This window comes from Zhongshania sp., assembly GCF_029212375.1.
Lineage (GTDB): Bacteria > Pseudomonadota > Gammaproteobacteria > Pseudomonadales > Spongiibacteraceae > Spongiibacter.
In genome coordinates this window covers 269,712-294,038 of record NZ_JARGNU010000003.1, presented here as the reverse complement: position 1 = coordinate 294,038, position 24,327 = coordinate 269,712, and the positions used below count along the sequence as shown (strand labels likewise).

General features: G+C 50.4%; 20 protein-coding genes. 3 read left to right on the top strand and 17 right to left on the bottom strand.

Annotated elements, in window-relative coordinates; genetic code table 11:
- From P1U47_RS05565 to P1U47_RS05555, 3 genes are all read right to left on the bottom strand, one after another.
- Positions 1–728: FixH family protein (locus P1U47_RS05565; protein WP_301027611.1), on the bottom strand; the 728-nt coding region annotated here is incomplete at its 3' end.
- Positions 725–2,146 carry a TolC family protein gene (locus tag P1U47_RS05560; protein ID WP_301027610.1) on the bottom strand — a complete coding sequence of 474 codons (1,422 nt, stop codon included), beginning with the start codon at positions 2,144–2,146 and terminating at the stop codon, positions 725–727. The genes P1U47_RS05560 and P1U47_RS05565, both read right to left, overlap by 4 nt.
- An 81-nt stretch (positions 2,147–2,227) precedes the next feature.
- Complete coding sequence (locus P1U47_RS05555; RefSeq protein WP_159237992.1) at positions 2,228–2,596, bottom strand: hypothetical protein; 369 nt, start codon at positions 2,594–2,596, stop codon at positions 2,228–2,230.
- A 187-nt stretch (positions 2,597–2,783) separates the two neighbouring features.
- On the opposite strand from P1U47_RS05555, the gene P1U47_RS05550 reads away from it, so the two are divergent.
- A complete protein-coding gene (locus P1U47_RS05550; protein ID WP_301027609.1) occupies positions 2,784–4,016 on the top strand; it encodes a site-specific integrase in 1,233 nt (410 codons plus the stop codon).
- 469 nt (positions 4,017–4,485) lie between these two features.
- Here P1U47_RS05550 and P1U47_RS05545 read toward each other — a convergent pair whose 3' ends face one another.
- The 7 genes from P1U47_RS05545 to P1U47_RS05515 all read right to left on the bottom strand — a co-directional run bounded on the left by P1U47_RS05545 (position 4,486) and on the right by P1U47_RS05515 (position 14,120).
- The gene (locus tag P1U47_RS05545) at positions 4,486–5,085 is read right to left on the bottom strand and encodes a hypothetical protein (RefSeq protein WP_301027608.1); all 600 of its coding nucleotides are present in this window, start codon (positions 5,083–5,085) and stop codon (positions 4,486–4,488) included.
- 177 nt (positions 5,086–5,262) lie between these two features.
- Positions 5,263–5,709 carry a YiiD C-terminal domain-containing protein gene (locus P1U47_RS05540; RefSeq protein ID WP_301027606.1) on the bottom strand — a complete coding sequence of 149 codons (447 nt, stop codon included), beginning with the start codon at positions 5,707–5,709 and terminating at the stop codon, positions 5,263–5,265.
- Positions 5,710–5,711: 2 nt separating this feature from the next.
- Positions 5,712–6,683 carry a methylmalonyl Co-A mutase-associated GTPase MeaB gene (gene meaB, locus P1U47_RS05535; protein ID WP_301027605.1) on the bottom strand — a complete coding sequence of 324 codons (972 nt, stop codon included), beginning with the start codon at positions 6,681–6,683 and terminating at the stop codon, positions 5,712–5,714.
- An 85-nt stretch (positions 6,684–6,768) separates the two neighbouring features.
- Positions 6,769–8,928 (bottom strand): methylmalonyl-CoA mutase, encoded by a 2,160-nt coding sequence (gene scpA, locus P1U47_RS05530; RefSeq protein WP_301027604.1) that lies wholly within the window; start codon positions 8,926–8,928, stop codon positions 6,769–6,771.
- A gap of 75 nt (positions 8,929–9,003) precedes the next feature.
- Complete coding sequence (gene mce, locus P1U47_RS05525; protein WP_301027603.1) at positions 9,004–9,417, bottom strand: methylmalonyl-CoA epimerase; 414 nt, start codon at positions 9,415–9,417, stop codon at positions 9,004–9,006.
- A 59-nt stretch (positions 9,418–9,476) separates the two neighbouring features.
- Positions 9,477–12,320 carry a biotin/lipoyl-containing protein gene (locus P1U47_RS05520; RefSeq protein ID WP_301027602.1) on the bottom strand — a complete coding sequence of 948 codons (2,844 nt, stop codon included), beginning with the start codon at positions 12,318–12,320 and terminating at the stop codon, positions 9,477–9,479.
- A 66-nt stretch (positions 12,321–12,386) separates the two neighbouring features.
- The gene (locus P1U47_RS05515; protein WP_301027601.1) at positions 12,387–14,120 is read right to left on the bottom strand and encodes a carboxyl transferase domain-containing protein; all 1,734 of its coding nucleotides are present in this window, start codon (positions 14,118–14,120) and stop codon (positions 12,387–12,389) included.
- Positions 14,121–14,455: 335 nt separating this feature from the next.
- Between P1U47_RS05515 and pabB the strand changes: the two genes are divergently transcribed.
- Positions 14,456–15,796, top strand: coding sequence for an aminodeoxychorismate synthase component I (pabB, locus tag P1U47_RS05510; protein WP_301027599.1), 1,341 nt, complete (start codon positions 14,456–14,458; stop codon positions 15,794–15,796).
- Positions 15,797–15,823: 27 nt separating this feature from the next.
- Here the strand turns inward: pabB and thrH are convergent, their stop codons facing one another.
- The 4 genes from thrH to P1U47_RS05490 form a co-directional block, all read right to left on the bottom strand.
- Positions 15,824–16,441 carry a bifunctional phosphoserine phosphatase/homoserine phosphotransferase ThrH gene (thrH, locus tag P1U47_RS05505; protein WP_301027598.1) on the bottom strand — a complete coding sequence of 206 codons (618 nt, stop codon included), beginning with the start codon at positions 16,439–16,441 and terminating at the stop codon, positions 15,824–15,826.
- A gap of 188 nt (positions 16,442–16,629) precedes the next feature.
- Positions 16,630–17,604: an HTH-type transcriptional regulator CysB gene (gene cysB, locus P1U47_RS05500; RefSeq protein ID WP_301027597.1), complete on the bottom strand. Its 975-nt coding sequence runs from the start codon at positions 17,602–17,604 to the stop codon at positions 16,630–16,632.
- 83 nt (positions 17,605–17,687) lie between these two features.
- On the bottom strand, positions 17,688–18,602 hold the full coding sequence (locus P1U47_RS05495; RefSeq protein ID WP_301027596.1) for a 5'-nucleotidase: 915 nt from the start codon (positions 18,600–18,602) through the stop codon (positions 17,688–17,690).
- 61 nt (positions 18,603–18,663) lie between these two features.
- The gene (locus P1U47_RS05490; protein WP_301027595.1) at positions 18,664–20,202 is read right to left on the bottom strand and encodes a trypsin-like serine protease; all 1,539 of its coding nucleotides are present in this window, start codon (positions 20,200–20,202) and stop codon (positions 18,664–18,666) included.
- On the opposite strand from P1U47_RS05490, the gene alr reads away from it, so the two are divergent.
- The gene (gene alr, locus P1U47_RS05485) at positions 20,197–21,294 is read left to right on the top strand and encodes an alanine racemase (RefSeq protein WP_301027594.1); all 1,098 of its coding nucleotides are present in this window, start codon (positions 20,197–20,199) and stop codon (positions 21,292–21,294) included. The two genes, P1U47_RS05490 and alr, sit on opposite strands and share 6 nt — an antisense overlap.
- 137 nt (positions 21,295–21,431) lie before the next feature.
- Here alr and P1U47_RS05480 read toward each other — a convergent pair whose 3' ends face one another.
- Genes P1U47_RS05480 through yajC form a run of 3 tightly spaced genes read right to left on the bottom strand, consistent with a single transcriptional unit; the run spans position 21,432 to position 24,270 of the window.
- On the bottom strand, positions 21,432–22,790 hold the full coding sequence (locus tag P1U47_RS05480; RefSeq protein ID WP_301027621.1) for a sodium:alanine symporter family protein: 1,359 nt from the start codon (positions 22,788–22,790) through the stop codon (positions 21,432–21,434).
- Positions 22,791–22,837: 47 nt separating this feature from the next.
- Entirely contained in the window at positions 22,838–23,881 is a 1,044-nt protein-coding gene (locus tag P1U47_RS05475) for a D-cysteine desulfhydrase family protein (protein ID WP_301027592.1), read from the bottom strand.
- Between the two features lie 50 nt (positions 23,882–23,931).
- Positions 23,932–24,270 carry a preprotein translocase subunit YajC gene (yajC, locus tag P1U47_RS05470; RefSeq protein ID WP_301027591.1) on the bottom strand — a complete coding sequence of 113 codons (339 nt, stop codon included), beginning with the start codon at positions 24,268–24,270 and terminating at the stop codon, positions 23,932–23,934.
- Positions 24,271–24,327: the final 57 nt, after the last annotated feature.

Below are 24,327 nucleotides of genomic sequence, written 5' to 3'. Positions count from 1 at the left end.
TCGGGGTTAGTCATCGACTGCTCTAGAGCTGATTTGACTAGCAGGCGAACATCGATATTGCTCAGCGCATTATTCTGACTATCCTGCACAGTAATTATCAGTGGATTATCACCTTGGCGGAGTTTGGCATTTTCTAATAACGCCACTTTGATAAGGTATTTGCCAACGGTATAGAAACCTTGCTTATTTGAACTAAGGTCGACACCTGTCGTAGAGGGAAATGTGGCTGGGTTGTCGTTGACGGGTATTTCACTAGCCATTGATACTCCGCCGCCACTGATTGTGAGGCCTGAGCGTCCAGTCGCCATATCAAAACTGAGATCGGCTGACTTATTGTCTTTGCTGATCTGTAATTTTAATGGCCATTCACCGCGCATAGCGAGGGCGAATTCGGCAGTGTAAAAGCCGGGGGAAATCTCATTAAATATCACGGGAGCCCGCATTGATGGCATGCTGCCCATTGCGGCCATCTCTGCCTGCCCGCGAATTTTAGCCTCCGAAACAGCATTTCCCTTGGCGTCTCGCAATTGCAAAATGGCCGTGTTGTTACCCACTGCGGGAACGCCATCTTCGAATGCAATGGCGATGCGATAATCGTCCGTGCGATATTCCTTTGCATCACTCATTTGCTGAGTGAAGGCATTGGTAGATGAACGATAGACATAGCTAAAATAGCTTAAAATCACGGCTAAAATAATAATGATACTGACAAGCAATCGCTGTTTCATTGGGCGTGCTCCGAGGTGGTATTTGGTTTGATTTTTGCGGTAGCGCTATTTTGACTCGTCGCCATGTTGGCGTGATGCTGGCTAGTTTTGGGTAAGGCCAACGGTCCGCCGAGCGCGTTCTCAAGTGCGGCTTTTGCAATTAGGTAATCAGCGCGAGCACGCTGTAAGCTCAATTCGGCATCAAGATGAACTTGCTCGGCGCTTATCAATTCACTAAAACGGCCGCCGCCTGCGCCATAGGCAGCCCGCGTCGCGCTAAGATTCTCGGCTGTTCTCGGTAATAAATCGTGCTCATAGAGGGCTATGGTATGCAGTGCTTCGTTGACGAGGACACGGGCTTCTTCTAAATCTCCCAGCACCTGCGAGCGCAGCTCATCTAATTCAGATTGCCGGCCAACGGTGTTCGCCCGGGACTCATCCCTAGCCGCGCGATATTTATCCCGCCCTAGTGGTAAGTTAATACCAATACCGACTACCCAGCGTTTGGCCGTTTCATCCCAAAGGCTGTTATAGCCAGTGAATAATTTAAAATCTGGATAGAAATCTTTATCGGCCAGTTTTTCCCTGTCGCGACTTGCTGCTATTTGTTGCTTGGCAGCTGCTAGACCTGGGTGCTGACTCAGGGCGATAAGCCGAAGCGTATCGAAATCAGGGATTGCCGTTGGCAGGGGGAGAGCGTTTGAAAGCGCAATGTCGGCGGTTGTACTGCGATTGAGCAATGTGTTTATTTGCGCACGCAGGGTCGCCATTTGCCGTCGCAATTGAACACTTCGGTGACGAATATGCTGAAGCTCTACCTCTGCGAGCAGCACGTCTGGTTGATTGGTTATCCCCGCGGCGTAGCGAGCTTCTGCCACGCGACGAAGTTCATCAACTAAGGTGCTATTGCGCTCATTAATGGTAATGGCCTGATGAATGTAGTTCCACTGCGCATAGTAGCTGAGCGCCACTGTACGTAGCTCTAGCCGCCGCAGCGCGAGATTACCACGCTCCGCCTCCGCTGTTTTAGTCGCAGCGTCGCCGCGCAAACGAAGCTTTCCCGGCCATGGGAGCGTTTGCGTTAATTCCATTCGAACATTGCTACCGCGCCCGTTCGGCGAGTTGTAACCGCCAATGGTGTCGGGGGCAACCGCAGTAAAGAGTTGTGGATCGGGCAAGGCAGTAGACTGAACAATTCGTGCTTCAGCCCCCTGAATCGCAGCTTCAAGGGCAGTTATTCCAGGGTTGGCACGCAGCGCTTCGTCAACGAGCGCTTGGGCAGACATTACTGACCCCCATGACGATGAAAGCGTTACCGAGTGGGTGTATTCCTCAGCTGCATACAGTGCTTGGGCAAAAATCAGGGACAACACGGCGCCGACCGCAACAACAAAACGTCGGGACAGGGCGGCGATACACCACCAATATTGGGCGAACATAATCAATCCTCATAAAATACCTTTTGCTTGGCGCTATAAATAGGCCAAGCCACGCACCGTTATCCGGTGCCTACTAGTAAATTATGAAAATTTTGGGGGTCTGAGCAGTACGCGCTGAAACGCTGGATTGGGTGGCGGCGGGAGGGTGATTGTCTGCATCGTTGGTTTTTTTTCAAGTGCAGCGATAGGGAGGGGTGGTAGAAAACTTGCCGTTAGTCCGCCAATGCCACAATCGATGTTTTCACAGCTATTATTGCTATCCACACAACAACAGTTTGCTGGCGAATCGCAATCAGCCTGCATATCGCTGGCTTGCATGTTCGGCGCCATGTGTTCAGCCGTAACGGACGTTGTTGGATCACAATAGGCGGCCTGTAATACGCTGCCCCAGCCCGATGTAGTAAACAACATCAGCGAAAGGATAAGTATGTAGGTGAGGCGCTTTTTCATTCGATGATTTTATTCTTTCCCTGCTTGAGCTGCAAGACGTTCATTTCAGATGGCTTTTTAGAATTACCATGAGGAGGTCATAGCTATAACATATCCGATACGGTGACGTATTGGAAATAGGGCGTGCAGGGTGCTAGAATGCAGATAGCCGATTATATGCTCTTATCTGTAGATATCAGGAAAATCCATGGCCATTCCTAAACCCGTCCCGCTGTACCCGACATACAAAGACCTCAAAGAGGTAAAGCTTGAAGAGTTTCCTGATCTTGCCGCCTTGTTAGCCGACGCTGACCAATGGAAATCTAAGGCGTGGCTCTGGGGCCAGGAGTTTCTATCTTATATCGGTAGAAACAAGTCAGAACACACATACACTCGATTTCGTTCTGAGATTGAAAAGTTTCTACTTTGGGCGTTTCTTGTTAAGGATAAGCCCATTGATGAATACCGAAAAGCCGACATTCTCGAATACGCAGATTTCTGCTGGAGACCGCCATTAACTTGGATATCGCTATCTAATGTTGAAAAATTTCATATGAAAGGTGGTCTTTACACAAGTAACACTGAATGGGCACCCTTCAAACTGATGGTCGCCAAAGGGGACGAATCCAAGCGCGAAAAGAAAAAATACCGCCCCTCGCAAGAAACCTTACAAGCGACGTTCACCGCGCTTAATGCCTTCTATAAGCATCTAACTGATGAAGAATACTGCTACGGTAACCCTGTTCAATTAGCCAAGAAGGATTGTCGATATTTGATCAAAGATGCACAGGTCAAGGACGTAAAACGCTTAACGGAAGACCAGTGGAATTTCCTGCTGGAGGTTGCTCATACCATGGCCGATGACGACTCGCGATATGAGCGAAGCCTGTTTCTCATTGCATCATTAAAAACCCTTTTTCTGCGCATTTCTGAGTACTCAGATCGCGCAGAATGGTCGCCCACCATGAGTCACTTTTGGAAGGATAATGACAATAATTGGTGGTTGAAGATCTATGGTAAGGGCCGAAAAGTCCGAGATATTACGGTTCCACCGAGCTTTCTAAGGTATTTAACACGTTATCGCCTATACCGTGGCTTAAACAAACTCCCTGTAGCGGGTGAAAACCACCCTATTATTGAAAAAATCCGAGGCCGTGGGGGAATGACGGCGCGACAATTATCAAGATTAGTGCAGGAAGTATTCGACCAAGCGTACGAACAAATGAAGGCACGCTATGGTGAAGACAATGCTAGTAATTTTAAAGAAGCGACGTCTCATTGGCTGCGGCATACAGGTGCGAGTTTAGAGATTGAGCGCGGCCGGTCACTTAAAGATGTATCCGAGGATTTAGGTCATGCGAGCATGTCTACGACTGATACCGTGTATGTTCAGACCGATGACAAAAAGCGCGCAGCTAGTGGTAAAGAGCGGAAAGTTTAGCTGAGTAAAACTCATTATTGTTCAGTAGGATATAAATCCATATGGAAGATTTAGGCCATATATAGAGACATCCTACTGACTGAAAGTAAGATCATATAAAAAATTATCTCTCTATATTTCAGTAAGATACTGAATATTCTGAGATAAAATGGTCAAAATTACTCAGTACCCCTAAAACCTCTACTCAATGCTTAAATTAAGATAATTTCTTTTTAAATCAAGGAATTACTGTAGCCTATCGCTGAAATAAGCTTAATCCCGACCAATCCCCTAGGTATAGGCCAGGGTGCCGCCATCGCGCAGGCGTTTTTGGCAGGGTTGGCTATCCGCACTGCACAGTCATGGCCGTCGAAAGCGAACTACTCACGGATCAGTAAAATTTTGAAGAAAAAGGAAAGAGTCTAGACCTGGTCCCGCGTAAATCTTTCGCGTTGACTCGCATAACCAAACACCCTCCTGAGTGCGCGTATCACTGGCGCCGAAGCTCCCATAAACGACATTTAGCAAGCTCAATAACTTTCAAAAATTCTGCCAAGGGCAAATTCCAGCCGTCTGAATCAGGGCAGTTTTGCAATTCGATTTTCGCCCGATCTAAACCTCCATCTTGCGAAACCAATGCCAGAAATTTTTCGTTAAAGTAAATCTCCGCTGTCAAGTCCTCGTGTAAATCGTCGTCCCCTACACTGATGCGAAAATGGCTAACATCGTTCATATAATCACTCCCGAAACCCCTGCATAGATCCATCTCGATATATCGAATGACCCTACCGTCCGGAGCAATCACATCTGTGCCACCTCTGGGGTTCGGCACAATTCGACTTCCCGGAGTGGTAAGAATATCATCGACAATCTCTTGAGCACGCTTATTGGCTTGAGCAGGCTTGTTAACATCAATGTCGGATTGGTTCCATTTAGAACCTGGTCGACTTCCATGCTTTTGCAAACTATGACCAGATTGTGTAAAGCCACCTACTTTGCTTTTTCCTGCCGTGCGAGATAAATCATCAACTGATTTTCCTACTTGTCTCGGAGCCACTGCGGCTCTGCCGCCCGCTGCTCCACCACCCATACCGCCACCAATACAATCACCACTATCACACAGCGGTGACTTCTTTTACGGCAGGCTGGCCATCGCTACCGCGCACGCGCAACCCTAACTGCCGTCGTATGCGAGCCGTGCCAAAGGCATTAAGGCGCGTTTGTAGATGGCTACACGTTGATTAGAGCGCTAATTTTTGAGATTTTCTTATTTAACACCAACGATGGCGTACAAGCCTTTAAAGCGCACTGCGACTTCACCATCCACTAGGATTTCTGACTGGAGATCAATTTTGGCGCGACCGCGTTCTTCAAAACGCTTAAAGAAGTGCTGCCACTTTTCTTCATCTACTACTATTGAGCTACCGATGATGTCGCCGGTAACGGGTTTGAGGTATTCAATAGACGCTTCGGCAACCACGATATCTGGATCGAGTCCGTAGTCTACGCAGCGTAAATAAGTCATACCCCAGCACGCCATTACCGCAACACAGTAAATGCTGCCGCCAAAGGCGGTGAGCTTGTCATTAATGCTTGGTGCCAAGGGCGCATGCACACTCAGGCTTTTGCCGTCGTAGTGCTTTACACTCAACTCCATGTGCTGGGCCGTTGGCAAATACTGGGCGATAAAATCGTCTAGGGCACGACCGTTCATATTCAAATACCTGGCTTAAACAGTAAATCAATCAGCTTTGTCGCGGCCAGATACGGCGTGGTTTCGCCCTGGGTGACCTTTTCATTTAGTTTTGGAAGTAGCTCGCGGACTTCTGGATTTTGGGTGAGTTTCATATCGAGCATTTCATGAAGCAGTTTATTCATCCACTCGCGGGCCTGGCGCGAACGCTTGTTCTGCAGTGAACCATTCTTAGTGGCATCTATTTTAAAGCCGCTAATCATGCCCCAAATGGCTTCGATATTTTCGTTTTTGATCGCCGAGCAGCTCATTACCTGCGGCGTCCAAAAGGTATTGTGGCGCAACAGATGCAGCGCATTCTCGTAATGCCGGCGGGTTTGCTGCGCAAGATTAATACTTTCGCCATCTGCCTTATTAATGACCAAGGCGTCGGCTAATTCAATAATGCCTTTTTTAATGCCCTGCAATTCATCACCGGCATTAGGCAGCATCAACACCATAAAGAAATCGACCATGCTGGCGACTTCGTACTCAGACTGCCCTACCCCAACGGTTTCTACCAAAATTACGTCGTAACCTGCGGCTTCGCAGAGCAACATGGTTTCGCGGGTTTTTTGGGCAACACCACCAAGTGAGCCTTCCGAGGGAGAAGGTCGAATAAATGCGTCTTTACTGCGCGACAGCATTTCCATGCGGGTTTTATCACCCAAGATGGAGCCGCCGGCAATGGGGGAGCTAGGGTCAACGGCCAATACTGCGACGCGCTTCCCCTGACTTAAAAGATACAGGCCAAAGGCCTCGATAAAGGTCGACTTACCAACACCGGGAATGCCGGTAATGCCGATGCGAATACTGTTGCCGGTGCTGGGCAGCAATTGCTCAAGCAGCAACTGCGCCTCTGTGCGGTGCTCTACCCGCTTGCTCTCGACCAAGGTGATAGCCTTGGCCAGCGCTCGGGAATTGCCGGCTTTGAGTGCTTCAATGTCTATAGCCATAATTAGAACGCTAGAGGTCGGATGTCTGACGTCGGAGGTAAAAGCCGCTCGTCCGACTTCAGACCTCTGACATCAGACCCGCAACTCAGCCCTTATACGCCTCATTAATTGCATCCAACACGCCGCGTGCCGCGAGTGGGATTTTGGTGCCTGGACCAAAGATGCCTTTTACACCGGCTGCGTAGAGGTAGTCGTAATCTTGGCGTGGAATTACACCACCGGCGATGACGATGATGTCGTCGGCGCCGACTTTCTTCAGTTCTGCAATTAGCTCAGGAACGAGGGTTTTATGACCGGCGGCCTGTGAAGAAACACCGACTACGTGCACGTCGTTTTCAACGGCTTGTTTGGCGACTTCTTCAGGGGTCGAGAACATGGGTGATAAGTCGATATCAAAACCAACGTCAGCAAAGGCGGTGGCTATAACTTTGGCGCCACGGTCGTGCCCGTCTTGACCCATTTTACATACCAGCATACGCGGGCGACGGCCGTGCTTTTCAGCGAAGTTTTCAATATCTTTGCTAATGCCCTGCCAGTTGTCGTCGTCTTGGTAAGCGCTGCCATAAACACCAGATACGGTTTGTGACTGGGCGTTAAAGCGACCAAACTCACGCTCCATCGCAAAGGAGATTTCGCCAACGGTGGCACGTAAACGGGTCGCTTTAACTGCCAGATCCAGCAGGTTGCCTTCGCCGCCACAGGCGCACTGATAGATTGCTTCCAGTGCATCTTCAACGGCGGCTTCGTCGCGTGATGCGCGAATTTTAGCGAGCGCAGCAACCTGAGACTCACGCACGGCGTTGTTGTCGATGTCGAGAACATCTACATCGTCTTCTTCGGCTAGGGTGTATTTGTTTACGCCAACGATCACATCTTCGCCGCGGTCGATACGTGCTTGTTTACGAGCGGCAGATTCTTCAATGCGGAGCTTAGGCAGGCCGGTTTCAATCGCCTTGGCCATGCCACCCTTCTCTTCGACTTCTTGAATCAATTCCCAAGCGCGGTCTGCGATATCCTTGGTTAGTGATTCCATCATGTACGAGCCGCCCCAAGGATCAACCACATTGGTGATACCGGTTTCTTCCTGAATAATCAGCTGAGTGTTACGCGCGATACGTGAAGAGAACTGAGTGGGCAGTGCAATGGCTTCATCCAGTGCGTTGGTGTGCAGCGACTGAGTGCCGCCGAATACCGCGGCCATGGCCTCGATGGTGGTACGCACAATGTTGTTGTAGGGGTCTTGCTCGGTCAGCGACCAGCCTGAAGTTTGGCTGTGGGTACGCAGCATTTTGGAACGCTGATCTTTAGGTTCAAACTCAGTAACAATCTTAGCCCACAGCAAACGCGCGGCGCGCATTTTGGCGATTTCCATATAGAAATTCATGCCAATGCCCCAGAAGAAGGACAAGCGGCCAGCGAATTTATCAATATCCAAGCCAGCGGCAATTGCGGTGCGGATGTATTCTTTACCATCGGCCAAGGTGTAAGCCAGCTCTAGGGCGGCATCGGCGCCCGCTTCCTGAATGTGGTAACCAGAAATAGAGATGGTGTTGTACTTGGGCATATTGCTAGAAGCATAGGCAATGATGTCGCCGATAATCTTCATAGACGGCAATGGTGGGTAAATATAGGTGTTACGCACCATGAATTCTTTGAGGATGTCGTTCTGAATAGTGCCAGAAAGCTTGTCCTGAGAAACGCCCTGCTCTTCTGCGGCAACAATATAGCCAGCCAAGACCGGTAATACCGCACCGTTCATGGTCATAGAAACCGAGACTTTGTCTAAGGGAATTTCGTTGAACAAGACCTTCATGTCTTCAACGGAGTCGATCGCAACACCGGCTTTACCAACGTCGCCAGTAACACGGGGGTGATCAGAATCGTAACCGCGGTGAGTTGCCAAATCGAAGGCAACTGAAACGCCCTGGCCGCCAGCCGCTAGCGCTTTGCGGTAAAAAGCGTTGGATTCTTCAGCGGTAGAGAAACCTGCGTATTGACGAATCGTCCACGGGCGCCCAGCGTACATGGTGGGCTGGGGGCCGCGAATAAAGGGCTCTATGCCAGGCAAGGTATTGGTATAGGGCAGATCCTGAATATCTTCCTTAGTGTATAAGGGCTTTACATCAATCCCTTCGGGTGTGTGCCAAACCAAATCGTCGAGGGTTTGATTGGTCTTGGCAAGGGCTTTATTGGCCATTGCTTTCCACTCGTCTACGGATGTCTCGGGAGCTTTGTAATCTGCCATGGGTTTACCTGTCATTGTCGGTGAGTTTGCGCCGCTTTATGCATAAAAATGCGCGGCTACAAGTCGGGCTAGTAATTAGTGGTGGTCGTCGCCGGGTTGGCTAAGCTCAATAAGCACGCCGTCACAGGACTTGGGGTGAATAAAAATAACTTGGCAACCGTGGGCGCCAAGTGATGGCGCGTCGGCCAAAAATTGATAGCCTAAGGCTTTTAAGCGGGCCACGTCAGCCACAATATCGTCGGTGCTAAAGCACAGGTGATGCAGGCCGCCAGGCTTCTTTTCCAGATACTTGGCAATAGGACCTTCACCGCGCAGTGGGCTTACCAATTCGATGCTGGTTGATTTTAAAGGAAAAAACGCCGTAGACGTTTTAGCCGTTTCCACGTCTTCGCTGCCCTCATAGTGCAGACCAAAATCTGCCATAAAACGTTTAATCGCTTTTTCTAAATCGGGCACTGCAATTGCAATATGGTCTAAACCGGTAATCATTGAAATACTCCCAAACTTGTTAATTAGGCTGGCCACTTAGTAGTGGCCAGCTTCAAAAATTACTTAAGCGTTGCAAGAAACTCGATGGTTTTTGCACGGCGCATTTCAGCAACTTCCTCAGGGGTTTCAATAACAATCATCTCGTCTGGAATGATTTTAAACAAGGGCTGACCTTTTTTGATAATCATGCCATCGCCTTCAACCAAGATCTTAGCAATGGTGCCAGAGAACGGCGCGATTACCTTGTTGAACATTTTCATTACTTCAACAATATACAAAGTGTCGCCAGCGTTAAAATGGTCGCCTTCATTCACAAATACATCCATGCCAGGTGCTTCACGCGGGTAGTACATACCGCCACTGGCCGCCAACACTTCGTCTGACTTCGCCGCTGGTGGTGGCACCAACACTTTAGCCATTTGTTTTTGCAAGTCTTTATTGGTAAGACGCTCTGGAATGGTAATGCTCAAGTCAGCATTAACACTCAATTCGCAGAAGCCCGTTTCGGTGGCAATGTACATCAGCACAGCCAGTACTTCGGTTCCTGCAAAATAACCAGCGTGAGCGCTGCGCACGGCCAGCCATTCGTCGTCGCTAAAGCCTTTTGGCGCTTTGTCTTTTGCCAGCAGTGCTTGCAGCGCAGGGAAATCTGCCGCGTCAACTTTGGCGTTAAGTGATTTATAGAAATTCACGGCCGCCGATAAGATATCGTGATCGTGATCCCAAATCATGTAGCGAGCCGGCTTGCCCTTCTCGAAATCCATGTTTAGGTAGTGGTAGAGCTTGTCCAACATTTCAATTGGATTGGCCTTCCACACAATTTCTCCGTCAACAATACGCAGGCTGTCTTTGTTCATGCTCAGCCAGCCAGACATATAGTGCGGCTCGGCGAACAAACGCTCCAAGGGGCGTATTAACAACAGCTTTTTCGCATCTAGGGCTTCTGCCCAAGCTTTGCCATTTTCGCCAGCCGCCGCAACATACTTCTGGCGGATTTCGTTAAAGGCAACCTCTAAATCAATTTGATTCGCCTGCTCTTTCAACAAACCTACTGCGGTCAAATACGGAACAATGAAATTGGTCGACGGCCGCGCATTAATGCCGTTACCAATAAACCAGTGCACCAGACCGTAGTGGAATTCTAGGTTGGTCGACAGATCCTTGCCACGCAGTTCAGTGCGACGCAGAATCTCGGCCAAACGCTGGTAGCTGCTTAAACGCGTTTCACCGGTGGTGAGCAACAACGCGATGTTTGAATCGTAGGCACCAGCAAGGTGGTACTTCATGAACACATCGGTATCGGGGTTGTGGGTCGAAATACCCTGGTCGTCGCGAATTTCACCGGGAATAGCGTTAGACCAGTTTTCGATTACACCGCCAGCGTGGGGCTGAAGCGCCTGGTTGGTGGCGTTCATACGCGCTTCAACCGAGGTTTTCTCACGCAAAATACGGGTCGGCTTAGGCAGGTTTTTGCCGTGGCGCGCCAGTAATACCATTACCTCGACCAAGCTTTCGGCAATAAAGTAATCGCCAGAGTCGTCAGGGTTGGTGAACTTAAGCTTGTAGCAAAGCTCGGTAACGCGGTGTTCTACCTGAATACGCGTATTCATTTCCATGAAGTAGTGAGCTTCGCCGTCGACGATACACTCAAAAGTGCCGAGTGAATCCAGCTTAACTGCTTCGCCGAATACCGCCCCTTCGCGCTCCATATGCTGGAGAATCACCAAGTCCTTTTTAAGCTGCTCAGCTTCTTCGGTTTTACCCGCCGCCGCTGCCACTTCAATAGCGGCCTGCAACTCTTCTTCGGTTACCGATACTTCAAGTAATTTCTGTTCGTGCATTTGCAGTGAGCAGTCGCGACCGCCCATGGTCATGCACCACTCACCATTGCCCACCACCTGAATTTCTTGGTGGCGAGTGGTGTCGATGTTCATTTCGATTAGGACGTTTTTATTGTCGCCCACACCGTTGGTTTTTAACTCAATCAGACATTCCAACACCAGCGAAGGCACATTAGCCGCGGCCTTTTCGACCTTCTCTTCGATGGTCGCGCCTTCATAAGAATTGGCAGACTGCAAAATGCGCTGGCCCTTACCACCACCACCGGCAATCGCTTTTAAGCGGAAGCGGTTATTGGGCTTCTCAGCCAGCATGCGCTTGGCTTCAACTTGCAAGGCGGCGCCAATTTCGGCGGCATTAACAATATCGATACCCGCACTGTAAGACGCGGCCAATAGCGCTAGCGCCTGCTCTTCTTCGTCTTTACATGCGGCAAAGTCTACATCGAGCTTGTGGTCTTTCGCACATTTAACTAGGCCATCTTTGCCGTATTTGGCAAACAGCGCCAAGCTGGTGGCGTTGTTAACACCGGGAGTAACCGATACCCCAGTCTCAAGCGCGGTGCGCTTGGCTTGGTCTTTCATACCGGCCGATTTTTGAGTAAAGGAACAGGGGCCAATAAAATTGAGTCCCGCGTTCTCCATCGATTCAACCATTTCCGCGTCTTCCGACATAAAGCCGTAGCCTGCAAAAATGGCGTTATAGCCATTGTCGTGGGCAATGCGAATAATCTGTTGAATGCGCTTTTGGCGCTCTTCTTTAGTGGCACCGGTGTAATCGGGTACGCGATGTACGCGATCTGGATCTGTCAGGGTGCGCAGCTCAGGCGCCAAGGCATTGGTATAGGTGATGGAGTCTTTTTCAGACAGCAAAATACCGTAGGTGCTAATGCCCATCTCTTCAAACACGTCCATGGCTTCCTTACGGATTGGGCCACGGCAAATAATCAATGGTTTCATGTCGTTACAGGCGAAAGCTCTCACCCATTCTGACCGAGATTTAGACAGTTGGCGGTCTTTATGGACCATCGGATTGCTCAAATAATAATTGTTGCTTGCTTGCACGTTGAATACCTCTTTAGCGAATCGCCTTGTTTATCGAATTTAGGAACCGTTGATAACAACGGGGGATTAATGGAACTCCCGCTGCACGCCAGTCATTGGCTCAGGCTTGTAAGCCTTTAAGTGCAGTTCCAGTTGCTCGCCCAGTACTTTGCGCAGTTCTGAGGGCATGACGATCTGAGATATTGATCCCAGGCTTAGCGCTTCATTTGGATTCATCAATTCACGTTCATAACGCTGGGTCAGCAGCAGCTCTTCCTGCTTTTGCCATGCGCCAATCGCTTCCTTGGCGGTGCTTGCTGCTTCTGCTTCTGGCATACCCGCTTTAATGTTTTGCGCGGTTGCTTCAGCAATTTTGCTTTTGATGGAGCCGCGAATTTTGCGAACTTCATCTTTGTAAACGTACTCAACACCGGCTGGTCCCATTACCGCTAAACGCGTGGTGGGCAGCGCACAAACAAAATCAGCGCCAGTTGGGTAGTTGTTAAAGGCTGCGTATGCACCGCCAAAGGCGTTGCGCACAATCATCAAAAAGCGCGGGGTGCGCAGATCAATAATGGCGTCGAGCATAGCGCGACCCGCTTGCACGATACCGCCCGCTTCTTGCTCTTTACCTGGTAGGAAGCCGGTGGTGTCTTCCATGAAGATTACGGGAATATTGTAAACATTGCAGAAGCGGATAAACCGAGCGTTTTTGTAAGCCGCGTCAATATCAATTTGACCAGAGGCCACTGCCGAGTTATTAGCCACAAAGCCGACTACATTGCCGCCCATCCGGCCTAGCGCGCAGACGGTGTTGCGGGCGCGCTCTGGCTGAATTTCAAAGAAATCGCCGTGGTCGCACATTTGCTGAATGATAATGCTGATATCAAAGGGCGTATTAAAGCCAGTGGGGCTATTGAAGGCTTTTTTCAGCAGCAGGTCGATATCCCAAGTTTTGCGGGTAATTGGGTCAGACGTTGGCTGAAATGCCGGTGCCTCACTGCTATTACTAGGCAGGTAGTTTAAAAGCTCTTTTACCTTGCGCAGCGCGGCAACTTCGTCGGGCACCACAAAATCGGTTACACCAGATTTAGAGTGAACACTTGGCCCACCGAGTTCATCGGCGGTTACGTCTTCACCCAATACGGTTTTAACAACACCGGGTCCAGTCAACCCAAAGAATGTGTCGTTAGGCTGTATAACAAAAGAGCCCTGACGCGGCAGATAAGAACCGCCGCCAGCGTTGTAGCCAAACATACACATAATAGACGGCACAACGCCGTTGATTTTGCGCAGTGCCGTAAAAGCCTCGGCGTAGCCGTCTAAACCACCCACACCGGCGGGAATATACGCACCGGCAGAATCGTTCATACCGACTAGCGGAATACCTAGCTTGCCCGCCAAACGGAATAGATTGGCCAGCTTGGTGCCATTGGTGGCATCCATTGAGCCCGCGCGCACGGTAAAGTCGTGGCCATAAATCGCAATGTCGCGGCCATTTACTTTCAGTATCGCAGTTACAAGCGAGGCGCCATCTAAATTTTTACCCCAGTTTTGGTAAAGAATTTTCGGCTCAGTGCCGGCATCGGCCAGCACTTCGATCCGTTCCCAGATCGACATGCGCTTCTTTTCGTGTTGTTTTTGAACGCCTTTAACGCCAGCCATTTTACGGGGACGCTGCTGAAGGTCATAACCTGCTTGCAACGCTGCCTCGTAAAGACCTGGGTCGTAGTCAATTTGACCAGGGACGGTGAATTCAAGCTCAGTTTTCTGCTCGAAGGGGTTTTCTAGTGAGGGAGTGAGTTTTGCTATTTTTGTCATGCCTGTCAGTTCCAGCTGCATTTAATAGGTAACCCGCGTATGCACCGCCAGCATGTGCCCTTTTATACGTTTCTTATTACAAGAAACTGGGGGGCTTACGCCAGCAGACATATTGAGGTGCGGATAAAATGAGAACTAACCGTTCTGTATGGTGCATTGACGGTTTGGTGTTTCTCAAAGCGGCGGCTAACATTACTGGGAACAGGCCGCTCTGTCAATCTGAACCAGCCCATTGAGGGCTTCCTGCAAGATGATAAAACGCTAGATTTTTCAGGCTCATAGCACGTAAAATTGGCCGTTATCCGCAGTTTTGGTTCACTTCCGAGCAACACTTCATGGCCAGCCTTCGCCGCATCGCCCTGCCCTACACCCTAGACTCCAGCTGGGTGCATTCGGCTCTAAAAAAACTGCCTCTGGCGGTGTACCTCGACAGCGCGGCGGCCCATGGCGATCGTGGCCGCTGGGATATAATTGCCGCCGAACCAGTAAGAACTATATCTTTATTAACAAGTAGTTGCAGCGATATTAACAAGCAATCACTTAACATTGAAAACGAACTTTCAAATATAAGTAATACCTATGCCAGCGCCAGCGACCTCCCCTTTACCGGCGGCGCCCTTGGTTATCTCAGCTATGATTTTGGCGAGCAAGTACAAGCGGGGCTCAGCGCCATACGCAGTGATTTACCCCTACTTCACATTGGTATCTACCCGTGGGTGGTGATAGTTGACCACCAGCGCCAACGTTGCGAGCTGGTCGCTCAAGCGTCAGTGCCCGCTGACAAAATCAAGCAACTGCAATCCTTACTAAGTCAACGCCATGTAGGCCCCAGCAAGCACAATTTTAAGCTCACCAGCCCGTTCACAAGCACGTTGGGCCGAGACGATTACGCCGAGGCCTTTAGTAAAGTAAAAGCTTATATCGACGCTGGCGATTGCTACCAAATAAATTTAACCCGCAAGTTTAGCGCGAGCTACTCGGGCGAGCCTTGGACGGCCTACTTACAATTACGCGAGGTAGCCGCCGCGCCATTTTCGGCGTTTATGGATCTCGGCCCCAGTCAAATTTTGTGTTTGTCTCCCGAGCGCTTACTTTCCGCTACTGCGCGCCAATTACAAACCCAACCTATTAAAGGTACCGCCGCACGCAGCGACGACCCCAGCGAAGATCAGGCGCTCGCTGCTGCGCTGCTAAGCAGTGCCAAAAACCGAGCTGAGAATATTATGATTGTGGATTTACTCCGCAATGATTTTAGTAAGAGCTGCCAGCCCGACACAGTAGTGACTGAATCATTGTGTGAGCTGCAGAGCTTTCGCACGGTGCATCACTTGGTTAGCACGGTGTCTGGCTATTTACGCGACAATCAGAGCGAGTTTGGCGCGCTGCTGGCCTGTTTTCCCGGTGGTTCAATAACCGGCGCCCCCAAACAGCGGGCAATGGAAATTATTAGGGAGATCGAACCCCATCGGCGCTCGGTGTATTGCGGCAGTATTTTTTACCTTGGCGCAGAGGGCAAAATGGACAGCAATATCGCTATTCGTAGCTTTGTCTGTCATGAGCAACAAATAAGTGCTTGGGCAGGCGGCGGGATTGTGGCTGATTCGCAGCTAGAAGAGGAGTTTATTGAAACGGAAACCAAGATTAGCAAGCTGCTGGAGACGCTTGCTAATCTTTAAGACAGACTAATGTCGGCGAGCTAAGCCTTACAGGCTTAAGTTACGCGATGAAGCCTTAATAAACTCTAATTTCAGCGCTTCGTAATCGTGTACTGCAGGGAACTGCGGAAACTCATTAATTACATTGGCTGGGGCTTTAAACAAAATACCGGCGTCGGCTTCGGCCAACATGGTGGTGTCGTTGTATGAATCACCCGCGGCAATAATGCGGTAGTACAGGGTTTTTAAGGCCAGTACTGCTTGGCGCTTGGGGTTCACCTGACGAATTTTGTAATCCACTACCTTGCCCAAGCTGTCGGTTTCCAGCTTATGGCACAACAAGGTTGGCCAGCCCAATTGCTTCATTAATGGCGCGGCAAATTCATAAAAGGTATCGGATAGAATCACTACCTGAAAACGCTCGCGAAGCCAGTCTAAAAATTCCCGCGCACCTTCCATAGGCTCCATATCGGCGATTACTGCCTGAATATCGGGCAGGCCCAAGCCATTTTCTTCGAGCAGACGCAAACGCTGCTGCATCAGCACATCGTAGTCGGGAACGTCCCGCGTGGTTGCCTTCAAGGCCTCAATACCGGTGCGCTCAGCGAAATCAATCCAGATTTCAGGAATCAACACCCCTTCCAGGTCAAGACAGGCGATTTCCACAACACTACTCCTAAGTAAATTATAAAATGCGCGAGGCGCAGAAAAAACCGCGTCAATTTAACGGCTCGGGGTGAATAAAGCAATGCTGAGCGGCAAGTCGGACGTCGGGTGTCTGACGCAAGACCACAATCGAAGCAGCTGCCGTTGAGTTGTCATCCGACCTCAGACACCAGACTTCTGACACGCCTTCAGTACATCGGCAATTCAATATCTGCAAACAACTCATCCAGCTCTTGCTTAGTGTGGCACTGATAAGCCTTGTCAATGAGTTCTGGCGTGAGATGCGGGGCAAATAACTCGACAAAATCGTACATGAATTTACGCATATACGTGCCGCGACGGAAGCCAACTTTGGTTACGCTGGGCTCAAATAGATGGCTGGCATCCAGCGCCACAAGGTCTGCGTCTGCTATTGGGTCGTAGGCCATTTCGGCCACGATGCCGATACCGAGGCCGAGGCGGACATAGGTTTTGATTACATCGGCGTCGGTGGCGGTGAATACCACGCGGGGTTCTAGGCCTTTGTTCAAGAATGCTTCATCTAACTTAGAGCGACCAGTGAAGCCAAATACGTAGGTAACAATAGGGTGTTGGGCCACATCCTCTATCGACAGGCTCTGTATGGCGGCCAGCGGATGGTCTTTGGGCACTAAAATGGTACGGTTCCAGCGATAGCACGGCATCATGATGAGATCGCTGAACAGCTCTAGGGCTTCGGTTGCAATGGCAAAGTCTACCCCAAAATTGGCGGCAAGCTCCGAGATTTGCATCGGCGTGCCCTGATGCATATGTAGCGATACATCGGGGTAGCGCTCAATAAAGGTTTTAATAACTTTAGGTAGCGCGTAGCGTGCTTGGGTGTGGGTAGTGGCGATCGACAAACTGCCTTTTTGCGGGTTTTTAAACTCCTGGGCAATATGTTTAATACTTTCGGTTTTATAGAGAATTTCGCCGGTAGTTTTTAATATAGCTTCACCAGCGGGGGTGATGCGGGTTAGGTGCTTGCCGTTACGGGCAAAGATTTCAACACCCAACTCATCTTCTAACATTCGAATTTGTTTGCTAATGCCCGGCTGCGAAGTAAACAAACTTTGCGCGGTTGCCGACACGTTCATCTCATGGTGAGCAACTTCCCAAATATAGCGCAACTGCTGCAACTTCATACCGACAACTCCTGTAAAACTAGGTGAGCCAAAAATAGACAGTCTGTTTGATTATTGTATTTAATTTTATTGTTATACCGTTGCTATGATTTCTCGACAATATTGGCAATGCCATGGGGAACATGACCCGTTGAGACATGCTCCTTGGCCGATTCGCAGTGCGCTGGTTGATCGTCAAAAAACACATCGGCGCCGTAAGCAGCCAAGAATTCGCCTTTTTCCAAACCACCCAAAAACAGCGATTCATCAATACGAATATTCCACTCGCGCAGGGTTCTTATTACGCGCTCATGCGCTGGGGCCGAGCGGGCGGTAACCAGTGCGATGCGTATTGGCGGCGCGTTGTCTGGAAACTCTGACTGCAAGGTGTTCAGCGCAGCCAAAAAGGCCTTAAATGGGCCACCGCTCAAGGGCGTATTGGCTGCGGCAACTTCGCTAGCGGTAAAGGCATCTAAGCCGTCGCGCTTGAATACCTGCTCGGCTTCATCAGAAAAAATCACCGCATCACCGTCAAAGGCAAAGCGCAATTCACGCTTACTTTGCTGAGCCGCCTTTTTTGATCTTGGCAGCAAGGTCGCCGCCGCAACGCCGCTATCCAGTGCGCGGCGTACATCTTCGGCATTGGTAGACAAAAACAGGTGGCAGCCAAATGCCGACACATAGCGGTAAGGGCTCTCGCCGCCACTAAACGCGGCTCGGCTGATATTCAAACCGTAATGCTTAATCGAGTTAAACACCCGCAATCCGGTATCCGCCGAATTGCGCGACAACAGAATAACCTCGACCTTGGCGTCGTCTAAATAATCATTGAGTTGCAGCAAGCGCTCTACAATACCGAAGGCTTCACCGTGGGCCAGAATCTCGTCTTCGTGCTCTATTTGGTATTTTTGATAAGCCGCCAAACCTTCGGCTTCATACACGCGATGGCTCTCATCCAGATCAAATAGTGCTCTGGATGAAATCGCAACAACAAGCTTATTCTCTAGACCTTTGGACATAACCGTATTTCTAAGGGCAACCGCCTCACTATACAATATGCATACCCCAAGGCAACAGTGCCTACGGCGACACGGCGAGGGAAAGACCTACGGCCACCGCCTCAAACTCGGTAACTTCGCTGTTTTGCGAAGCAATAAGGTGGTGTATGTCTGCGATCAAGCGGCTATTTAAGGCCGCGAACACTGGCTGATTTATTTCGTCATTTGAGATTCGCGATGACAACACCCCAACTATTTGCGGCGGTGCGCCTGGTTTTTCAACATTTTTTTGTAGTAGCGCAGCGCCACTCTGGCCCGGATAGCTATAACAATTCAGGGCGTAAACATCACTTAAACTCAATTCTCCGCGCTGCCACAACGTGGCGCTGCACCGCGAAGCCCACAAACTATTGCGGGTCTTATCACTTGGATAAGCAAAGCTCTCCACCCAGCTGTCGCCTTGCAATAGCGTTGGCGCCGCCAACAAAACAGGTGTATTCAACTCAGTGCCGGCTGGCCTTTTTAGCCTATACAAAGCAATATCTGAACCGCTGTAGCGACCCACATTGCCAGCTTGCTGATCTTCGGCGCGGTGGTCTTTATGCTGCCACGCTTCACTTACCGGTATTGCCACCTCATCTGCAGCAGACGAAAGCGGCGGCGTGGCAATATAATGTAAGCTGAGCAAAAACTTGGAGCCGTCGGCGGCATACAAACAATGTGCCGCCGACAAAAGCCAGTGCGAGTTTAATTGGCTCGCAGTACAACGCGACTCGTGAAAACTGCCATCGCGTTGACGAAAACGACTGATTAAGATGCCTGTAGTTGGTGATGATGGCGGTAATCGCCACAATTGTTGGCGACTGTCTTGCGCACCGGAAGCACGGGCTGTTGGCCTGCGCTGAAAAAATAACGGCCCCGAGCCGGTTTCGCGCAAAGACACCAGCGGATCGCCAGCACCTTGAGTCCAGGCCAATTGCGGCGCGCCGTTAGCATCGGCAATTAATAAACGCAGGCGATCCTGACCGCTAACTAATACAACCGCGCTCTTAGCCACCGGCAGTGGCTCTCTTAACCTAGCATTCCCATAAATTGCATTTTTTGTTGCGAACATTCGCGGACGTAAATCGGCCACTTGATTAAGGACCGCAAGGGCTTTATCTCGTCGCAGCGCTTCACCGCTATTAATTTCGCGCTGAAACTGGCGCACGGCTTCGTTGGGGCTAAAGCTGCGGTCCATTGCTAACAGCACAAATACGCTGCGCAGTAGGCGTAGCGCATGCGGCCAGCGGCCATGTTGCTGACTGAGCAGCGCAAAGTGGTAGGCTTTGGCTAAATCAGCGCTCAGTTTAGCGTCCCCCCAAAAATACAGCTGCGCTAAGTCTTGAGCCACCATGGCACAGGGCGCCTCATTACTGTGGACAATACTAAGCAACACACTTACCGCCGCAGGCTCGGCCAATAATCCTGGCGCCGCGCCGTTAGGGTAAACACTGCGTTCGCAATCAGCCTGCGCCAATACTGGGAGCAATAAAAAAGCGCATATAAAACCCCAGCGCGCTATTAACAGCGCCCCAAGACCGCTAGAATTCAGCAAAGATTTGAGCTGGTCGTTATGCATAAAACAACATGGGTTGAACTCAGTAGTGAGGCGCTACGCCACAATGCCAATATTGTTAGGCGGCTAGCGCCAAAGGCTGCCATTCTAGCCATGGTCAAAGCCAATGGCTATGGCCACGGCGCGAGCTGGGTTGCCGAATGCCTGCACCAGCAGGTCGATGGCTTTGCGGTAGCACGTTTAAGTGAAGCGCAGCAATTGCGCGCCAAGCTCACTCAAAAGCATATCCAGGCTCGTATTGTACAGCTCGGCACCGCGGTTGATGCCGCGGTATTACAAACATGTTCTGCCCAGCAACTTGACCTTATTATTCACGATCTGGAATCGGCAAAACTACTTGCCGCCAGCGCCCTCCCCCAACCTATTACGGTTTGGCTTAAAATGAATATTGGCATGAACCGCCTCGGCATGTCGGCTACGGAGTTTACCCAAGCTCACCAGCTATTAAGCTGCCAAAGCCATATCGCCGACATTCATCACATGAGCCATTTTAGCGACGCAGAAGACACCGACCCCAGCTTAACTGCGCAGCAAAGTTTACGTCTCAGCGAACTAAGCGCCAGTTTAAGCACTGCGCGCCATTACCCGCTCAGTATGGCTAATTCGGCGGCAATCATCGCCCACCCCAACTGCCATTACGACTGGGTAAGGCCCGGCATTATGCTCTACGGCGACGACCCTACTCAGCGGCTTTCTGCCGCCAATGCCCTAAAGCCAGTGATGACATTTAAAGCCAAGGTCTTGGCGGTGCGGGGTGTCGATGCAAGTGATGGCGTGGGCTACAACCGGCGCTGGCGAGCCAAATCCAATGCACGTATTGCAACTGTTGCAGCGGGCTACGCCGACGGCTACCCCCGCCACGCGCCCGACGGCACACCCGTGCTGGTTAATGGTCTGCGCGCCAAGGTAGCAGGCAGGGTTTCTATGGATTTAATGACAATAGACGTTAGCCAGCTTCCCCAAACCGCCGTTGGCGACGAAGTAACCCTGTGGGGCGAGGGGCTGCCCGCCGCCGAAGTAGGCAGCCACTGCGGCACCATTAGCTATGAATTGTTTACCCGCATTACCGACCGCGTTGAGCGGGTATATTTCTAAGCTGGGTAATAGGTCGCCACACTAGAATTGAGCCAGTATCTAGTGACATAAAAACGAACTGCTGCGGTGGCATCAAAATCTAAATCAAGTCCAAAATAAAGTGGCCTATAATTATTGCAAAGGCTCTTGTCTGCCAATCAGTGTCCGCTTACCCGCTCATCTCCGGCAAGTATGCCCGGCAAGCGCTCTTTAGTGAGTTTAAACACCACTGGGCTCAGCAGTAACAAGGCAATTAAATTGGGAATCGCCATAAGTGCATTTAGGGTGTCGGCAAGCAGCCAAATAAAGCTGAGGTTTGCCATTGCGCCAAGGGGAATAGCCAATACCCAAGCAACGCGAAATGGCATTACGCCGCGCTCACCAAAAAAGTACACCACGCAGCGCTCGCCGTAGTAGGACCAACCGAGCATAGTCGTAAAGGCAAATACCGCCAAACCCACTGCAACAATATAGTGACCACCAGGTATAAGGGCTTCAAATGCACTTGTGGATAAGGCCGCGCCGGTTGCGCCGGTTTGCCATTCCCCAGACAGTAAAATAACAAAGCCGGTCACTGAACATACTAAAATGGTGTCGATGAAGGTGCCCAGCATGGCAATCATGCCTTGGCGCACAGAGTTATTGGTTTTTGCCGCCGCGTGGGCAATCGGTGCACTACCTAGGCCAGCTTCGTTCGAAAAAATACCCCGAGCTACGCCAAAACGAATTGCCGCCACAATGCCTGCACCAGCAAAGCCACCGACCGCCGCGGTGCCGCTAAACGCAGAGTGTAAAATTAAACTCAACACACTCGGCAGTGCCGATATATTCATCAGCAAAATAACAATGCCAACACACAGATAGGAAATTGCCATGAACGGCACTAAATAGCCGGCTACGCTGGCAATGCGTTTAACGCCACCCAAAATTACTAAGCCAACGCCAACAAACATCACCACTGCACTTAGCCAAATGGGCACGTTAAACGCGTCTTGCATGGCGTCGGCAACAGAATTTGCTTGCACCGTATTGCCAATACCAAAGCCAGCGATGGCCCCAAACAAAGCGAAGCAAACACCCAGCCACTGCCAATTTTTGCCCAGGCCATTTTTAATATAATACATTGGCCCGCCGCTAAAATTACCGGCGCCATCGTGCTCGCGAAAATGCACCGCGCACACCGCTTCAGCATATTTGGTGGCCATCCCCACAAGGGCGGTACACCACATCCAAAACAGCGCGCCAGGCCCACCTAGGGCAATTGCGGTGGCAACGCCGGCAATGTTGCCGGTACCGATAGTCGCCGACAGCGAGGTCATTAGCGCTTGAAAAGGACTAATTTCACCCTCACCCGCACCACCTTTACGACCAGCCAACATTAATTTAAACGCCGGACCAAGTTGCCGCACTGGCAGCCCGCGCAGCCCCACCATTAGATAAGCGCCGGTACCCAGAATGAGCACCAGCATTAATGGCCCCCATACCACGCCGTTTACTGCACCGACTATTGCGCTTATCTGCTCCATTTCAATTCCTTAATATTGTTATCAATTGCGAATAAGCCTTAACTATTTAAAAAGTCAAAATGGCTGCGCTGGGGAAACAAACCGTAAACCCCACCCGTGTGGATGAATACGATATCACCACTGCTGCCAAAGCGACCTTGCTGTAATTGATCTAACATGCCGAAAAAGGCCTTGCCGGTATAGACCGGATCTAAAACCAAGCCCTCGGTAGCCGCCACGTCGGCGATGCAGCGAAAAATCTCAGTATCAGCTTGGGCGTAACCGGGGCCAACATAACCATCAATGACCTTAACCGATAGGGATTCAAGCTTTATGCCAGTTTGATACCGCGTATCCCAATCGCGGAGATCGCTATTTACTTTATTGACAAACCACGCCTCGTCATCACAGACATTTACCCCCCATACTTGGGCGTTAATGCCATAAGCATGCACACCAGCGGTAAGACCGGCTTGGGTCCCGCCTGAGCCAGTGGCGCAAATAATATGCTGAGGATTGATGCCGCAACGCTCAAAGTCTTGCGTCAATTCAGCGCAGGCCTGCACATATCCCCACACCCCGATAGCATCTGAGGCCCCAGTAGGAATAATAAACGCCTTGCAGCCTTGGCTGGCATAACTTTGTTTGGTTTCAAGCAGCAAGACATCAAGCTCGCGCTGATACTGGCTGGCCGGATAATACGAAATGCGCGCGCCGGCCAATTGGTTTAGCAATAAATTGCCATCGGCACTGGCGGGCGCACTGCCCCGCAGCAGCAGGTGGCATTTAAGACCGAGTTGCGCGCATAGCAGCGCAGTGGCGCGACAGTGATTAGACTGTAAACCGCCGCAGGTAATAACGGTGTCGCAGCCCTCGGCGAGTGCTTGGGCGAGATTGAATTCTAATTTACGAACTTTATTACCCGACAGCACGCTGCCACTTAGGTCGTCGCGTTTAACCCAAATTCGCGGGCCATTAAAGCGTTCACTGACACGGCTAAGGAGTTGTAAAGGTGTGGGTAATTGAGCTAAATGCAGCCGTGGCGGCTGAATAGCACTGACTAGATTTAGGGTGGTAGCGTGGTTTAACGATTCATCAGGCATAGTGTTACCTGTAAAATATGCGCTCCGCGACCACGGAGCGCAGGCAATGTTTAAATTGCTTTAAGCGTGCCTTTAGGCAGTACTGCGTGAATTGAAGAGCGCTGGAATTTAAGCTCTACATTATCGGTAACGCTCAATACCACATAGCTTTCGTCAATTTTAGTGACTTTGCCCAGAATACCACTGGTAGTCACGACTTCGTCGCCCTTGGCCAGTGCGGCAACCATAGCAGCATGCTCTTTTTGACGCTTGCGCTGAGGACGAATCGCAATGAAGTAAAACAGGCCAAACATTAATACCAAGAAGCCAATCTGGAATAATTCGCCACCTGGAGGGCTAGCGCCTGCGCCAGCAGCTTGGGCATGGGCTTGGGAGATGAAAAAACTCATTACACGTCCTTCTCAATCAAACTAATACTTAAAATAAATGCCGCTGGCCATTAACCG

Excerpts from the sequence above, each read along its gene's own strand:
- pabB (WP_301027599.1), top strand. The coding sequence starts at position 14,456 with ATGGCCAGCCTTCGCCGCATCGCCCTGCCCTACACCCTAGACTCCAGC.
- meaB (WP_301027605.1), bottom strand. The coding sequence starts at position 6,683 with ATGGCTATAGACATTGAAGCACTCAAAGCCGGCAATTCCCGAGCGCTG.
- P1U47_RS05550 (WP_301027609.1), top strand. The coding sequence starts at position 2,784 with ATGGCCATTCCTAAACCCGTCCCGCTGTACCCGACATACAAAGACCTC.
- P1U47_RS05545 (WP_301027608.1), bottom strand. The coding sequence starts at position 5,085 with ATGGGTGGTGGAGCAGCGGGCGGCAGAGCCGCAGTGGCTCCGAGACAA.
- alr (WP_301027594.1), top strand. The coding sequence starts at position 20,197 with ATGCATAAAACAACATGGGTTGAACTCAGTAGTGAGGCGCTACGCCAC.
- yajC (WP_301027591.1), bottom strand. The coding sequence starts at position 24,270 with ATGAGTTTTTTCATCTCCCAAGCCCATGCCCAAGCTGCTGGCGCAGGC.
- P1U47_RS05540 (WP_301027606.1), bottom strand. The coding sequence starts at position 5,709 with ATGAACGGTCGTGCCCTAGACGATTTTATCGCCCAGTATTTGCCAACG.
- P1U47_RS05495 (WP_301027596.1), bottom strand. The coding sequence starts at position 18,602 with ATGTCCAAAGGTCTAGAGAATAAGCTTGTTGTTGCGATTTCATCCAGA.
- P1U47_RS05490 (WP_301027595.1), bottom strand. The coding sequence starts at position 20,202 with ATGCATAACGACCAGCTCAAATCTTTGCTGAATTCTAGCGGTCTTGGG.
- P1U47_RS05475 (WP_301027592.1), bottom strand. The coding sequence starts at position 23,881 with ATGCCTGATGAATCGTTAAACCACGCTACCACCCTAAATCTAGTCAGT.
- P1U47_RS05555 (WP_159237992.1), bottom strand. The coding sequence starts at position 2,596 with ATGAAAAAGCGCCTCACCTACATACTTATCCTTTCGCTGATGTTGTTT.
- cysB (WP_301027597.1), bottom strand. The coding sequence starts at position 17,604 with ATGAAGTTGCAGCAGTTGCGCTATATTTGGGAAGTTGCTCACCATGAG.
- P1U47_RS05515 (WP_301027601.1), bottom strand. The coding sequence starts at position 14,120 with ATGACAAAAATAGCAAAACTCACTCCCTCACTAGAAAACCCCTTCGAG.
- scpA (WP_301027604.1), bottom strand. The coding sequence starts at position 8,928 with ATGGCAGATTACAAAGCTCCCGAGACATCCGTAGACGAGTGGAAAGCA.
- mce (WP_301027603.1), bottom strand. The coding sequence starts at position 9,417 with ATGATTACCGGTTTAGACCATATTGCAATTGCAGTGCCCGATTTAGAA.
- P1U47_RS05560 (WP_301027610.1), bottom strand. The coding sequence starts at position 2,146 with ATGTTCGCCCAATATTGGTGGTGTATCGCCGCCCTGTCCCGACGTTTT.